9 protein-coding genes are annotated in these 14307 nt (G+C 75.1%); 3 read left to right on the forward strand and 6 right to left on the reverse strand.

All coding sequences use genetic code 11. The features are described from left to right. Positions 1 to 111: 111 nt before the first annotated feature. A complete protein-coding gene (locus AC0OO9_RS02220; RefSeq protein WP_484515131.1) occupies positions 112 to 1713 on the reverse strand; it encodes an MFS transporter in 1602 nt (533 codons plus the stop codon). Positions 1714 to 1743: 30 nt separating this feature from the next. Next, positions 1744 to 2412 carry a DUF899 domain-containing protein gene (locus tag AC0OO9_RS02225; protein WP_132238236.1) on the reverse strand — a complete coding sequence of 223 codons (669 nt, stop codon included), beginning with the start codon at positions 2410 to 2412 and terminating at the stop codon, positions 1744 to 1746. A gap of 396 nt (positions 2413 to 2808) precedes the next feature. Here AC0OO9_RS02225 and AC0OO9_RS02230 point away from each other — a divergent pair, with 396 nt between their 5' ends. After that, on the forward strand, positions 2809 to 6222 hold the full coding sequence (locus tag AC0OO9_RS02230; RefSeq protein ID WP_484515132.1) for an AfsR/SARP family transcriptional regulator: 3414 nt from the start codon (positions 2809 to 2811) through the stop codon (positions 6220 to 6222). A 110-nt stretch (positions 6223 to 6332) separates the two neighbouring features. On the opposite strand, the gene AC0OO9_RS02235 is transcribed toward AC0OO9_RS02230, so the two are convergent. From AC0OO9_RS02235 to AC0OO9_RS02245, 3 genes are all read right to left on the reverse strand, one after another. Continuing rightward, entirely contained in the window at positions 6333 to 6746 is a 414-nt protein-coding gene (locus tag AC0OO9_RS02235; RefSeq protein ID WP_132238240.1) for an SgcJ/EcaC family oxidoreductase, read from the reverse strand. A 66-nt stretch (positions 6747 to 6812) separates the two neighbouring features. Beyond that, positions 6813 to 7208, reverse strand: coding sequence for a hypothetical protein (locus tag AC0OO9_RS02240; RefSeq protein WP_484515134.1), 396 nt, complete (start codon positions 7206 to 7208; stop codon positions 6813 to 6815). 80 nt (positions 7209 to 7288) lie between these two features. Further along, positions 7289 to 10297 (reverse strand): S8 family peptidase, encoded by a 3009-nt coding sequence (locus AC0OO9_RS02245; protein WP_484515135.1) that lies wholly within the window; start codon positions 10295 to 10297, stop codon positions 7289 to 7291. Between the two features lie 347 nt (positions 10298 to 10644). On the opposite strand from AC0OO9_RS02245, the gene AC0OO9_RS02250 reads away from it, so the two are divergent. Together AC0OO9_RS02250 and AC0OO9_RS02255 are read left to right on the forward strand one after the other, a co-directional pair. Then, on the forward strand, positions 10645 to 11994 hold the full coding sequence (locus AC0OO9_RS02250) for an acyltransferase family protein (protein ID WP_484515137.1): 1350 nt from the start codon (positions 10645 to 10647) through the stop codon (positions 11992 to 11994). Between the two features lie 73 nt (positions 11995 to 12067). After that, positions 12068 to 13456 (forward strand): FAD-dependent oxidoreductase, encoded by a 1389-nt coding sequence (locus AC0OO9_RS02255; protein WP_484515139.1) that lies wholly within the window; start codon positions 12068 to 12070, stop codon positions 13454 to 13456. Between the two features lie 237 nt (positions 13457 to 13693). Here AC0OO9_RS02255 and tpx read toward each other — a convergent pair whose 3' ends face one another. After that, positions 13694 to 14221 carry a thiol peroxidase gene (gene tpx, locus AC0OO9_RS02260; protein ID WP_484515141.1) on the reverse strand — a complete coding sequence of 176 codons (528 nt, stop codon included), beginning with the start codon at positions 14219 to 14221 and terminating at the stop codon, positions 13694 to 13696. Positions 14222 to 14307 lie beyond the last annotated feature (86 nt).

Below are 14307 nucleotides of genomic sequence, written 5' to 3' on the forward strand. Positions count from 1 at the left end.
CCCGCCGGGCGACCCGCGACAGCTCCGGGTGCCGCCCGGACGTGCGCGAACGGCGTGCGGCCGGGGTGGAACGCTCCACCCCGGCCGCACGGTCGCGCCGCGACCGACCCGTCAGCGCCGGGCCGACGCGGGCGTCTCGTCGGTGCCACCGGCCGGGACCGCCGGGGCATCGACGACCGGTTCCTCGGCCGCCGGGCGCACTCGGCGCAGCAACAGCGCCGAGGCCACGGCCAGGATCACCGCGATCACCGCGCTGACCAACCCGGCCATGTTGAACCCGCTGGTGAACGCCGCCCTGGCGGCCTCCAGCAGGGCGCTCCCGGTCTGCTCCGAGAGCTGCCCGGTCACCGCGCTCGCGCCGGCCAGCGAATCGCCGGCCGCCTCCCTGACCTGCGCGGGCAGGTCGGCGGCGAGGGCCGGGGCGATCTCGCTGCGGTAGACGGCGGTGCCGACGCTGCCCAGTACGGCGACGCCGAGCGCCACCCCCAGCTCGGTGCTCGTCTCCGACATCGACGACGCCGAGCCTGCCCGTTCGGGCGGCGCCGCCCCGATGATCAGGTCCGTGCCCAGCACGGCACCGGGACCGAAGCCGAGATAGACGATCACCAGACCGGTCACCGCGAGGCCGAGCCCACCGGCGGTGCCCACCTGGCTCAGCAGCGCGAAGCCGACCGCGGCGATCGCCATGCCGCCGGCGACCACGTAGCCCGGGGCGAACTTCTGCGCGATCATCGGCGCGAGCATCGAACCGACCAGCATGGACACCGCGTACGGCAGCATCCAGAGCCCGGCCCGCAGCGGGGAGAGGCCCTCGACCAGCTGGGCGTACTGGGCGAAGAGCAGCGCGATGCCACCGATGGTCGACCCACCGAGCAGCATGATGCCCAGGGCCGCGCTGAAGGTCCGGTTGGCGAACAGCCGCACCTCGAGCAGCGGGCTGGTGAGGCGGCGCTGCCGCGCCACGAAGATCACGCCAATCACCACACCGGCGACCATCGCCAGGACCGGCCGGACGCCGAAGCCGTCCTTCGCCAGCTCCTTGAGGCCGTAGACGAAGGGCAGGATGGTGGCCAGCGACAGCACCACGCTGAACAGGTCGAGCCGCCCGGCCTCCGGGTTGCGGTACTCGGGCAGCAGCAGCGGCGCGGCCACCAGCAGGACGACCATCACCGGTACGCCCAGCAGGAAGACCCCGCCCCACCAGAACGACTCGAGCAGCACGCCGCCGACCAGCGGTCCGACGATCGCGCCGATCATGAAGCAGCTCATCCAGAGGCCGATGGCCATGGTGCGCTGCTGCGGGTTGCGGAACATGTTGCTGATCAGCGACAGCGTGGAGGGCATCAGGGTCGCCCCGGCCACGCCCAGCAGCGCCCGGGTGGCGATCAACATCTCGGCGCTGCTCGAGTAGGCGGCGATCACCGACGCCACGCCGAAGGCCGCCGCGCCGATCATGAGCAGCCGGCGGCGGCCGATCCGGTCACCGAGGGTCCCCATGGTCACCAGGAATCCGGCAATCATGAAGCCGTAGATGTCCATGATCCAGAGCAGCTGGGCGGCGTCCGGCGCCAGGTCGGCGCTGAGCTGCGGTAGCGCCAGGTAGAGCACGTTGAGGTCCAGCGACAGCAGCAGGGTGGGCAGCGTGAGCACGGCCAGCCCGATCCACTCGCGCCGGCTCGCTCTCGGTTCCGCCTCGCTCGCGTTCACATCCATCGTGGTCCTTCCTCCGTGTCGGTGCGGCGCCTAGTTGTCGTACTCGTCGTGCAGCCGCCACCAGCCGTACGGCTCCTCCTGCGGGCGTCCGTCCGGGGTGTCCTCCCAGGTCTCCTGGCGGCCGAGCGGAGTGAGGTCGAGCAGCGACCAGTTGCTGCCGAGCGCCTCGACGCCCCGCTCCGAGGTGAAGTAGGTGCGGTACACCTCGTCGCCGTCGCGCAGGAAGACGCTCAGCCCGAACGCCTCCCCCGCCTTCGTGGTGAGCCCGAGGTCGGTGTTGAAGTCGGTGCCGTGGGACGAGTACCAGGGCAGCGTCCAGCCCATCCGCTCCTTGAGCGGGGTGATCTCCGCCAGCGGCGCCCGGGAGATGAGCGCCAGGGTGGTGTCCCGGGCGTTCAGGTGGGCGGGGTGGCCGAGGTTGTCGACGAACATCGAGCACCCCTCGCAGTAGTGCGACTCGCCCGGCCTGAGCATGAAGTGGTAGACGATCAGCTGACGCCGGCCGTCGAAGATGTCGGCCAGGTTGGCCTTGCCGCCCGGGCCCTCGAAGACGTATTCCTTGTGGATCCGTGTCATGGGCTGCCTGCGGCGCTCCGCGGCCAGCGCGTCCCGGGCCCGGGTCGCCTCCTTTTCCTTGGCGAGCAGCCGCTCCCGGGCGGTGTCCCATTCCGACTGCGACACGATCGTCGGCAGGTTCATGCTGTCTCTCCATTCGTGGTCACGGACGCCCCCTGTCCGGGAGCGGCGGCGACGGCGCGGGCTCTCCGGCGTACCGGGGTGGCGCGGGCCGTCGCACGGCACGGACGCCCACCGGCGCCCTGGGCACGCTCCCGCGCCCGCGTCGCCAGCCCTTCCCGGCCGCCTCACGGCGTCGACCGGACCGGCGGCCGGGGCGCGCATGCCGTCGCGCCGCGACACCCGGTGTGCCTCCCTCGCCTCGCCGGGCCGGATCCGCCGCCGGTCCCACTCTGCCGCCCACCGCTCCCGGTCCACTCCCGGTCTTCTCCCGGTGCGCTCCCGGTCTTCTCCCGGTCGCCGCGCCGCCGCGCCGTGCCGTGACCGCCCGTCGTCGGTGCGCTGCGCTACGGTGACGCCATGCGTTTCGGGCTCCTCGGTCCGTTGGCGGTCTGGACGACGGACGGCGCACCGGTCACCGTGCCCGATTTGAAGGTTCGTGTCCTGCTCGCCGACCTGCTGGCGCACCAGGGCCGCCCCGTCCCCGTCGACCGGCTGGTCGAGGACCTGTGGGGCGAGCGCCGGCCGGCCAATCCCAGCGGTGCGCTGCAGACCAAGGTCTGGCAGCTGCGGCGGGCGTTGAACGACGCGGAGGCCGGCGGTAGGGACGCGGTGGTGTCCCGCCCGCCCGGATACCTGCTGCGCACCGCACCCGGGCAGACCGACGCCGACCGGTTCGGCGCGCTGGTCGAGCGGGCCACCGGCACGGCCGACCCACCCGCCCGGGTCGCGCTGCTGGACGAGGCCCTGGCCCTGTGGCGTGGCCCGGTGCTTGCCGACTTCGCCGACGAGCCGTTCACCCGCCCGCTGGCCGCCCGGCTGGAGGAGCAGCGCCTGGTGGCAGTCGAGGAGCGGGCCGAGGCCCGGCTGGTCCTGGGCGAGCACCAGCTGCTGGTCGGGGAGCTCGCCGACCTGGTGGCGCGGCACCCGTTCCGGGAACGGGCCCGCGCCCTGCAACTGCGGGCGCTCTACCGGGCCGGGCGACAGGGCGAGGCGCTGGAGAGCTACGCCCGCTTCCGCCGGCAGCTCGCCGAGGAACTGGGCCTGGACCCGGGTCCGGAGCTGGTGGCGCTGCACCGGGCGATCCTGGCGCACGACCCGGCGCTGCTCGCCGACCAGCTCGGCTCGGGCGACCGGAGTGGCCCGAGCGGTGCAAGCGACCGGAGCGGCCCGAGCGGCGGGAGCGGCGCGAGGGATCCGCACGGCGCCGAGCCGAGCGGCGCCGAGCCGAACGGCGCCGAGCCGAACGGCGCGGACGACCCGCTGGCCGCGCCGCGCCCGGCGGGTGCGGGACGGGTGATGCCGAGGACCAACATGCCCGCCCCGCTGACGACACTGGTCGGGCGCGCGGAGGCCGTGCGGCACGTCCACGAACTGCTGCGCGTCGAACGGCTGCTCACCCTCGTCGGGCCGGGCGGAGTGGGCAAGACCCGGCTGGCGGTCGAGGCGGCCCACCAGCTCGTCGAGGCGTACCCGGACGGGGTGTGGCTGGTCGAGCTGGCCTCGCTGCGCCCGGACGACCCCGCCGCGCTGGCCGGGTCGCTGCTGGCGGTGCTCGGCATCCGCGAGGCCACCGGGGCCGACCGTGGGCCGACGGGTGCCCCGGCCACCCCCGCCGACCGTCTCGTCGACGTGCTGCGCGGCCGGTCCCTGCTGCTGGTCCTGGACAACTGCGAGCACGTCGTGGAGCCGGTCGCCGAGCTGGCCCAGCGGATGCTGCCCCACGCCCCGGGCGTACGCCTGCTGGCCACCAGCCAGGATCCGCTCGGCGTGGCGGGTGAGCGGGTCTGGCCGGTCCCCCCGTTGGAGCTGCCGGACCCGGAGGTCACCGAGCCCGAGGCGCTCGCCCGTTCCAGCGCGGTGCAGCTCTTCGTCGCCCGGGCCACCGCCGCCGCCCCCGGATTCGCCCTGGACGCGACCAACGCCCGCGACGTCGCCGAGCTGTGCCGCCGCCTCGACGCGGTGCCGCTCGCGCTGGAGCTGGCCGCCACCCGGGTACGCGCGCTGGGCGTGCACGGGCTGGTCACCAGGCTGGACGACCGGTTCCGGCTGCTCTCCGGCGGCCACCGGGGCGCCCCGCCGCGCCAGCAGACCCTGCGCGCGATGATCGACTGGAGCTGGGAGCTGCTCTCCGACCCGGAGCGGGTGGTGCTGCGGCGCCTCGCCGCGCACGCCGACGGCTGCACCCTGGAGGCCGCGGAGGCGGTCTGCGCCGACCCGGACCTGCCCGCCGACGAGGTGCTCGGGCTGCTCGTCCGGTTGGTGGACCGCTCGCTGGTGGTGATGACCGAGGGCGCCGGTGAGCCGCGCTACCGGCTGCTCGAGTCGGTCGCCGAGTACTGCCTGGCGCGGCTGCGCGAGGCCGACGAGGTGGCGGTGGTGCGCCGACGCCACCGGCGCCACTACGTCGAGCTGGCGCGGCGGGCCGACGAGGAGCTGCGTGGGTCGGCGCAGCGGCGCTGGCTGGCGCGGCTGGACCAGGAGACGGCCAACCTGCGCCGCGCGCTGGACGGCGCGCTGGCCGACGAGGACGCGGCCGGCGCGCTGGAGCTGGCGACCGCGCTGGCCTGGTACCGGTACCTGCGCGGCCGGCTGCGCGAGGCGCGCCGGTCGATCGAGGCGGCGCTCGCCGTGCCCGGTTCGGTGCCGGCCTCCGTACGGGCGGCGGCCACCTGTTGGCGGGCCGGGCTCGCCCTGCTGGAGGCCGGTGGCGACCACGCCCCGCTGGTGGCCCCGGCGTTGGCGGGCTGGCCGCCGGACGAGGACCCGGCGGGGCGGGCCCGGGCCACCTGCTTCCTCGGCCTCGCGCTGCTCAACACGGGGGACGTCACGATCAGCCAGGAGCTGGTCGACGACGCGCTGGCGCAGTTCGAGACGCTCGGCGACCGGTGGGGGGTGGCGACGGCGCTGAGCCTGCGGGCCGGGCACGCGCAGTCCCGGGGCGACCTGGAGGCGGCCAGCCGGGACAGCGCGCGCAGCGTGGCGCTCTTCCGCGAGCTGGGCGACCGGTGGGGCCAGCTCCAGGCGTCCTTCGCGCTGACCACGCGGGCGGAGGCGACCGGCGACTACCCGGAGGCGGCCAGGCTGCACCGCGAGGGCCTGCGGATGGCCGAGGAGCTCGGGCTGTGGCTGGAGGCCTCCGACCGGCTCTCCGGCCTGGGCCGCATCGCGCTGCTCAGCGGCGACTACGACCGGGCCCGGGAGTTCCACGAGCGGGCGCTGCGGCTGGCCGCCGAACAGAACTTCAAGCCCGGGGAGCTGTACGCGCAGATCGGCCTCGGGCTCGGGGCCCGCCGCGAGGGCCGGCTGGACGCCGCCGAGGAGCTGCTGCGCGGAGTCCTGGCGTGGACCCGCCAGCCGGGTCTGGACGCCGACGTGGTGCGGGCGCTGCTCCTGGCCGAGCTGGGCTTCGTCGCGGAGCAGCGCGGCGCCGCCCGCGACGCGCACGAGTTGCACGCCGAGGCGTTCGAGGTCGCCACGGCCATCGGCGATCCCCGGGCGCAGGCGCTCGCGCTGGAAGGGCTCGCCGGCACGGCGACGCTCGACGGCCGGCACGGCGACGCCGCCCGGCTGCTCGGCGCGGCGGCCATGGCGCGGGCCTCGGTGGGCGCGCCGCTGCCGGCCGGGGAACGGGGCGACGTCGACCGGATCACTCAGGCCGCGCGCGACGCGCTCGGCCCGACCGCGTTCACGGAGGAGTTCGACCGGGGCACCACGCTGACCCCCGCCGAGGCCTACCGCTCGCTGGTGGCCGGCCTCCCCCGCCCCGCCTGAGCGGGCGGGGGCTCAGCCCGGGCGGCGGGTCACCCGGACGCACCCCGCACCGCCCGGGGCGGTGCGGGGTGCGGTCGGACGCCGGGCGACCCGCCGCCGCGTACGCGTCGTCAGCGGTTGGCCGTGCCCTTGGAGTTCTGGTAGGCGGCGATGCTCCACCCCCCGTCCACCCGGACCACCGTGGAGGTGGCGAGGAAGGCGCGCTCGGCGACGAACTCGGTCTCCCCCTCCAGGAGCACGCTGCCCTGGGTCACCAGCAGCGCGATGTCGTCGGTCAGGAAGCGGACATCCAGCGGCTCGACGAGGACGTGGGTCCCCCCGTACGGCCCGGCGAATCCGGCGGCCATGTAGGAGCGGATCTCCTCCCGGCCCTTCATGTAGGCGTCACCGATGAGCGTGCCGTCCTCGACGAAGATCGCCGCGAACGCGTCGGCGTCGTTGGCCGCCCAGGCCGTCACGATGCGCCGCGCGACGTCCCGTACGGCCGTCTCGTCGCTCACGACAGCGGCATTGCCTGCGGACATGTCGTTCCTCCTCCTCGTGTCACCGGTACGCCGCGGGCGTCCGGACGTGCGGGCCGCGTGGGCGGGTCAGCAGGTGATGCGGACCTCGGGAGAGGTCAGGTAGGCCATCATGTTCGGGTCCCAGACGACGGACCGGTAGATCCGGGTGCCGCTGGCCCGGCACGGGAAGTCGAGCCGGGTCGTCGACCCGGGGTCCATGTAGCGATCCAGCACCGTCCGCCAGCCGGTGTCGGTGGTTTCGTAGCGCATCAGCCAGATGACCGCGAGGACGAGGCAGCTGTTGGTCGCGACGCTGCGGACCATCACGCCGGTAGGGCTCTTCTCCGGGGTGCTCGGCGCGCTTATGCAGCTCCGCGGCGGCTCCCCGGCCGTCGTCGCGGCGGCGGCCGGGCCCGACCCGATCGCGCCGACGGCGAGGACGACGCCCAGCGTCAGCGACAGCCATCTCGATACCGTTGCCATGTTTCCTCCTGTCCGGCCGGCCGGCCGGCTCCCGCACCGGGGCGCGGGAGCGGCGGCCTGCCTGCCCGTGTCGTACCGGATCACTTCACGAACCGGTACGCGTTGACGATGGTCTGGTCCAGCCGGTTGCCGTGCGAGTCGACCAGGGTGGCGCGCAGCGACACTGTCCGGGTTCCCTTCGGCGCGTGCACCACCGCGCGGTAGCCGCCGTCGCCCGCCGGCACCACCGGGGCCTTGCGCCAGGTGCGGCCCCCGTCGACGGAGACCCGCACGGCCAGCTGCCGGATTCGACCCACGCGGGCCTCCGGCTGGGACATCACCGACACCGGCAGCAGGGTCACCGGCGCCCAGCGGGCGACGTTGTGGTCGTCGACCGTCGGCGCGTACCGGACGACCCAGATCGGGAAGATCTGGTCGGCCGCGCTGGCGGTGTCCGACCGGAACGTCCACGTCGCGTCCACCCGCGTCGACAGGGGGGAGTACGACGGTCGGCTGGTCCGCTTCTCCACGCGGAACGTCGCGGGCCCCGGCGGCACCTCGGCCTCCAGGTTCCCGGCGCCGGAGGCGCCCACCAGCCGGCCGTCGCGGTACATCCGGGTCGTCGCCGCGTCGGTGAGGGAGCCGGCCCGGTGCCCGTCCTGGTCGGAGTACATGGGGACGCCGAACCAGACGGTGTCGCCACGCCGGCCGGCGTGACCGGCGAAGTCGAACATCGGCCCGAGCACCGACGCGTTCCACCGGTCGGTGTACCGCTGCCCGGCCTGGTACGACTGGTTCGCCTGGCCGAAGGCCGTGATCTCGACCGGTAGCCCGTCCCCGCCCGGGACGTTCTCGCCGAAGGCGGCGCTCCACAGGGTGGCACCGCCCTCCAGCAGGTGCGTCGTGCGCGCCGGCAGTCTGAACGGCAGCAGCGGAGTCAGCGTGCCGAGGACGCCGGGCGCGTTGGGGAACATGGCCTTGGTCGCCGCGCGCCCGGTCACCTGGGCGACCAGCCGGCTGTCCACCGTCGCCAGGTCCCGATCGGCCACCTTCCGGTCGAAGCCGGTGAAGAAGCCGCCCGGGCGGGTGTCGAGCAGCCCGTAGGTGTAGGGGGTGTCGCGGAAGTCGCCAGCCGGGCCGGGCACCGCCCAGGTGGAGTGGAGGTAACCGGTCATCTTCTCGGCGGGCAGGTCGGGGCCGAGCTGCCCGGAGCGCAGCCCCTCGAAGCCGTCGAGGGCCAGGGCGATGCCGAACCCGGTGCCGTCCTCGGCGCGCCGGTTGAAACCGAGGTCGACGATGGCGGTCCGCGCGTCCGGGCGGGGCACGGTGGTGCGTACCGGGGCGGTCCGTCGGGCGTCCATGGTCACCGTGGCGTCGGCGTCGAGGGCCAGCTCCGGCTGGACGAGGCGGTGCCAGGTCGAGTCGGTGTCGCCGAAGTCGACCACGTCGCCGACGAGGACGTAGCTGCCCTTCGGCAGCCGGGCGGTGGCGGTGCCGTCCTCGCCGTACAGCAACGCCCTCAGCTCGCCGGTGAGGTCCAGCACCATCGTCTCGGCCCGGCCGGTGGGCCGCCCGTCCGGCCCGAGGTGCCGGACGGTGAGCGTGTGGCTCTCGACCTCCTTCTCCACCTCGACGCGCGAGCGCACGGCCAGTTCGGGCATGTCCGCCGGGGTGGCGGTGACGGTGCCCGTGTAGCGGCCGTCGGGCCCGTCGTGGCGGGTGTCGGCGGTGACGGTGACGCCGGCCGACCCGCCCGCCGGCACGGTCACCGTGGTCGCGTCGAGCCGCAGCGCCCCGGCGGGGGCGGGCGTGCCGTCGGGGCCGGTCAGCGCGACGTCGAGCCGCAGCTCGACGGGCCGGTCGCCGTGGTTGTACCAGGTGAGCGTCCGCTGTTGCGGGCGGTCGTCGGCGTGCGGCCACTGCTGCACCCCGAAGGCGAGCGAGGCCGTGGCCGGGAGCACGTTCCGCCGGGTCAGCGCCGCCGCGTCGAGCGCACCGTCCACCGCGGAGGCGGCGAGGGCGGCGCGGAGCCGGTCCACGGACCAGTCAGGGTGACGCTGGGTGAGCAGTGCCGCGCCCGTCACCGTGCCGGCCGGCAGCCCGGTCGCGCGCCCGTCGGCCCTGTCGTGGGTGGCGGTCGTTCCGGCAGTCCCGACCGCGGCGGGGGCCAGCACGAGGGCCCCGGTGCGGTCGCCGATCCGTTCGATCGCCCGGCCGAGCGGGCCGGTGCCGAACTGCTCCGCGCCACCGACGCCGAGGTCGACGACGTCGGCCCGGCCGGCGGCCCACTCCAGGCCGGCCAGGATCGCCGACTCCGGGCACCGGCCGTCGTCGTCACAGACCTTGCCGTCGAGCAGCGTCGCGCCGGGCACGGCGGCGGCGGTGCGGGTGCCGTGTCCGTGCCGGTCACCGGTGCTCGCGCCGGCGAAGACCTGCCGGTGCGCCACCCGGGCGGCCGGCCCGGTCCGGTCGGCGTCGACGCCGGTGCTCAGCACGGCCACGGTCGGCGCGGCGCCTCCCGCCGACAGGGCCGGGGGCAGGTCGGTGGGCGGCGCCGGCACGGGCGCCGGGGTCAACGGCCTGTCCAGCCAGATCCTCTCGATGTCTGCCCGCTGCTCGCGAATCGCCGACCAGGCCGAGGCGGCATCCGTCTTGGCCACGGTCACCGCGCTCATCCCGGCTACGGCGAACCGGCCGGTCGTGCGCAGCCCAGGCCCGGTCAGACCGGCCGCGGGATCGGCGCCGCGTCGCGACACGATCAGCGGCAGCCCGGGGCTGCGGGCGTCGTCGTAGCCGGCCCGGACCAGCGCCGTGACGTCGAACAGGCGCCGGTCCAGCAGCCCGGCGGCGACCAGCGGGCGGGCGTCCTCCGGGAGGACCGTGCGGTGCCCGCCGGCGCGGTGGCTGGTGAAGCGGGTGCCGGCGCGGCCCGGGGCGGCGGTCACGGTGACCCGCGCGCCGTCCGGGGAGACGGTGACCCGGTCACCGGTGATCAGGGTGATCCGATGGTCGGACTGGCTGGCGGGCGCCGGCGCGGGGTCCGCGTCTCCGCCCGCGACCGCAGGGGTCTGCTGCCCGGTGATCACCAGTACTGCCGCCAGGGCCGCCACGCCCCCGACCGCGATGGCCCTTCGGCCGCGCCCTCCGCTACCGGTTGCCGCACGTTTCTCGCCCACCCTGTGTCCCCTCCGCCGCTTCGGTCCGCCGCACGTGCGGCGGTCATCGGTGGTGTCTGGTCATCAGGGATCGTCGTCCGGCCCCTCCGGGCCCCGCATCTCCCGTCGTGCGCTCATCCCGTCACCGGGCGCGGAGTTGCGCACGGTGGAAGGTGCGCCGGGTCCGGCGGAGCAGCACGATCCGACAGTGGAGCGGACGGACGCGCCGGGGCGCCCGGTTCTGCCGAGGCAAGGGCTCAACAGATCCTTTTCGGACAGTACGGGCGCGTGAGGAGCGGACGATGACAACAGTGCGAGGGCACGCCCCGGGGGCGACATCCGCCACCGGCGAGCAGGCCCGACCGAGGATCTTCTTCCCCGAGCTGGAGGGCATGCGCGGGGTCGCCGCCGTGATGGTCATGCTGACCCACATCGCGCTGACCTCCGGCGTGATCGCCTCCGACATGTACGGCGCGGCCGGTAACCCGGTCGCCGGACCAATTTTCAACACCATGGACGTCGGCCTGCCGATCTTCTTCGTCCTCTCCGGGCTGGTGCTCTACCGGCCCTTCGCGCTGGCCACCCTCACCGACCGGCCGTCGATGGCGCTGAAGCCGTACTTCTGGCGGCGGGCCCTGCGGATCCTGCCGGCGTACTGGGCGCTGGCCGTGACGGCGCTGCTCGTGCTCAACACCGACGCCCTCACCGGGCTGTGGTACGTGCTGCGCTCGCTGCTCGTGCTGCACGTCTACCAGCCGAACGCGATGCCCACGGGGATGGAGCAGACGTGGAGCCTCGCGACCGAGGTCGCGTTCTACGTCACCCTGCCGCTGCTGGCCTGGGCGTTGCGCCGCTGGGCGGTACGCGCCGCCGACCCGGGGACCCGAGCGAGGCGGCTGCTGGTGCCACTGGGCGCGCTGGTGCTGACCGGCGCCGGCTTCGCCGCGTACCACCACCTGCCCTCGATGGGCGCCTTCCCGTTGCAGCACCTCTGGCCGACCGAGTACATGGGCTACCTGGCGGTCGGCATGATCCTGGCGACCCTCTCCGCCGTCGCCGAGGTGACGCCCGAGCGGGCGCCGGCCGCGTACCGGTTCCTCATCCGGCACCCGGGCGCCGCGTGGATCGGCGCGGTGCTGGTGTACGCGGCGGCCTGCTCCCCCCTGGGCGGCCCGAACGAGATGAACTACCCGCCGCTGGGCTCGGCGATGGTCGACCACGCTCTCTACCTGGTCATCTCCCTGCTGCTGGTGGCGCCGTTGACCCTGCCGGCGGGCCGTCCCGGCTACATGCGGGCGGCCCTGTCCAACCCCGTGCTGCGCTTCCTCGGCCGGGTCTCCTACGGGGTCTTCCTCTGGCACGTCTTCTACCTGTGGGTCTACTACGGGGCGACCGGCACGCCGCTGGGCACCGGCAACTTCTGGCTCATCACCGCGGCGGTGACGGGTGCCAGCGTGGTGACGGCGACGCTGAGCTTCTACGTGGTGGAGCGCCCGGCGTCGGGGCTGCGGCCGTGGTTGGGCCGGGCGCCCGTGGACCCGGGGGCCCAGGCGCCGAGGACGGTACGCGAACAGCGGCCGGCCGTCCGTTCGGCGGCGCAGTGGGAGCCGAGGGCCGGCGAGCCCGCCGCTTCCGCCGTACCCGCCGAATGAGCGCGGCCCGCAGACCGGCACCCCTGTACCGGGCGGGAGGTCCGCCCGGCGGCGAACCGAGAGGAACCACACGATGAGCGACACCGCGAGAGGCCGGGCCGTCGTCCTCGGCGCGAGCATGGCCGGGCTGTTCGCCGCCAAGGTGCTCGCCGAGGCGTACCGGGAGGTGGTCCTGGTGGACCGGGACCGGCTCGCCGAGGCGACCGAGGTGCGCCGCGGCGCACCGCAGGGCCGGCACCTGCACGGCCTGCTCGCCCGGGGTCAGCAGGCCATCGAGGAGCTGCTGCCCGGCTTCACCGACGAGGCGACCGCGGCCGGGTTGCGCTCGGGCGACCTCGGCACCCGGATCCGCTGGTACTTCAACGGCCACCGGCTGAAGCCGGCGGAGACCGGCCTGCTGGTGGTCGGGGGCTACCGGCCGGGCATCGAGGCGCTGGTGCGGCGCAGGGTGCTGGCCCTGTCGGGGGTGCGGCTCGTCGAGGACGCCGACGTCGTCGCCCCGGTCGCCACCGCCGACGGCAGCCGGATCACCGGCGTTCGGATCCACCACCGCGGCGCCGACGTCGCCGAGGTCATCGACGCCGACCTGGTGGTGGACGCCACCGGCCGCGGCTCCCGGACCCCCGCCTGGCTGACCGAGCTCGGCCACGGCCCGGTGCCGGAGGAGCGGATCAAGATCGGGCTCACCTACACCAGCGCGCGGTTCCGCTTCTCCCACGACCCGTTCCACGGCGACGTCTCGATCAACCCGGTGGCCACCCCCGCCCACCCGCGCGGCGCGTTCCTCGCCACGCTGGGCGGCGACACCGGGCTGCTCTCGCTCACCGGCATCCTCGGCGACGAGCCGCCGACCGACCGCGAGGGCTTCCTGGCGTACGCGGCCTCGCTGCCCGTGCCCGACATCATCGACGCCGTCCGGGATGCCGAGTTCCTCGACGAGCCGGCCTCGTTCCGGTTCCCGGCCAGCGTCCGGCGCCGCTACGAGCGGGTGTCCCGGCTGCCGGAGGGGCTGCTCGTGGTCGGCGACGCGGTCTGCACGTTCAACCCGGTCTACGGCCAGGGCATGACCGTCGCCGCCCTGGAGGCGCTGATCCTGCGCCGGCACCTCGCCGGTGGTGGGACGCCCCGGCCGCAGGCGTTCTTCGCCGACATCTCCCGGCAGCTCGACGCACCGTGGGAGGTCGCCGCCGGCGGCGACCTGGCCCACCCGCGGGTGGAGGGTCCGCGCCCGTTCAAGGTGCGGATGGCCAACGCCTACATCGCCCGGGTGCACGCCGCCGCCACCCGGGACAGCCGGGTCACGGACGCCTTCCTGCGGGTGGCCGGGCTGATCGACCCGCCGCAGGCGATCATGCGTCCCTCGGTGATGCTGCGCGTGCTGCGGGCGGGCGGGCAGCCGGCCGGCTCCGTCGCCACCCCGTCCGGTCCGGTGGCCCGTCCCCCGGCGCGCGACCGCGGCTGAGGCGGGTCCACACCCGCGGAGGCCGCTCCCCCACACGAGCTACGGCCCGTCGTGCCGCGCACGACGGGCCGTAGCTCCACAGGCCGTACCCCATAGGCGGCCGCCCTCCACGGACCGCACGCCACCGGCGGCACTCGACACGCAGGCCTGGTAGCGGACAGCGTCACGCGGTGACCACGACGCATCGACGTCGTGGTCACCGCGTTCGCGTGCTGGCGGGTGGCGACCCGGGGCGGGTCAGCGGGACGACGCCGTCCTCGCCGCGGCGACCGCCTCCTCGTAGCGCGGGTGCTCGCCGACCTCGCGCACGTACTCGACGTGCACGACGCGGGCCTCGGCGTCGACCACGAAGACCGCCCGGGCGAGCAGCCGGAACTCCGCGATCACCACGCCGTAGGCGAGCCCGAAGGACAGGTCGCGGTGGTCCGAGGCCGTCCGGACCCCCTCGATGCCGGCGTTGCCGCACCACCTGGCCTGCGCGAAGGGCAGGTCCACGGAGATGGTCAGCACGCTCACCCCCGGCAGGGCCGCGGCCTCCTCGTTGAACCGCCGCGTCTGCTGGTCGCAGACGCCGGTGTCGAGCGACGGCACCACGGACAGGATCCGCACCGTACCGGCCGACGAGGCCAGGTCGACCGGCGAGAAGTCGTTGGCCAGCGCGGTGAAGGCCGGCGCGGGATCACCCACGCGCACCTCCGGCCCGAGCAGCGTGACCGGGCGACCCCGGAACGTCGTGACGCCGGCACGTTCCAACGCGACTGTCATCAGGTTCTCCTAGCGTCCAGCGGGAGGTGGCGGGTCGGCCGGCGCCGGCGTGGCCCAGCGGGTACCGGCGGCCCCAGGGGCGCGGC

Source organism: Micromonospora sp. USAFONa4 (assembly GCF_057197825.1).

Coding starts and splice junctions, on each gene's coding strand:
- AC0OO9_RS02220 (WP_484515131.1), bottom strand. CDS start 1,713: ATGGATGTGAACGCGAGCGAGGCGGAACCGAGAGCGAGCCGGCGCGAG.
- AC0OO9_RS02225 (WP_132238236.1), bottom strand. CDS start 2,412: ATGAACCTGCCGACGATCGTGTCGCAGTCGGAATGGGACACCGCCCGG.
- AC0OO9_RS02230 (WP_484515132.1), top strand. CDS start 2,809: ATGCGTTTCGGGCTCCTCGGTCCGTTGGCGGTCTGGACGACGGACGGC.
- AC0OO9_RS02235 (WP_132238240.1), bottom strand. CDS start 6,746: ATGTCCGCAGGCAATGCCGCTGTCGTGAGCGACGAGACGGCCGTACGG.
- AC0OO9_RS02240 (WP_484515134.1), bottom strand. CDS start 7,208: ATGGCAACGGTATCGAGATGGCTGTCGCTGACGCTGGGCGTCGTCCTC.
- AC0OO9_RS02250 (WP_484515137.1), top strand. CDS start 10,645: ATGACAACAGTGCGAGGGCACGCCCCGGGGGCGACATCCGCCACCGGC.
- AC0OO9_RS02255 (WP_484515139.1), top strand. CDS start 12,068: ATGAGCGACACCGCGAGAGGCCGGGCCGTCGTCCTCGGCGCGAGCATG.
- tpx (WP_484515141.1), bottom strand. CDS start 14,221: ATGACAGTCGCGTTGGAACGTGCCGGCGTCACGACGTTCCGGGGTCGC.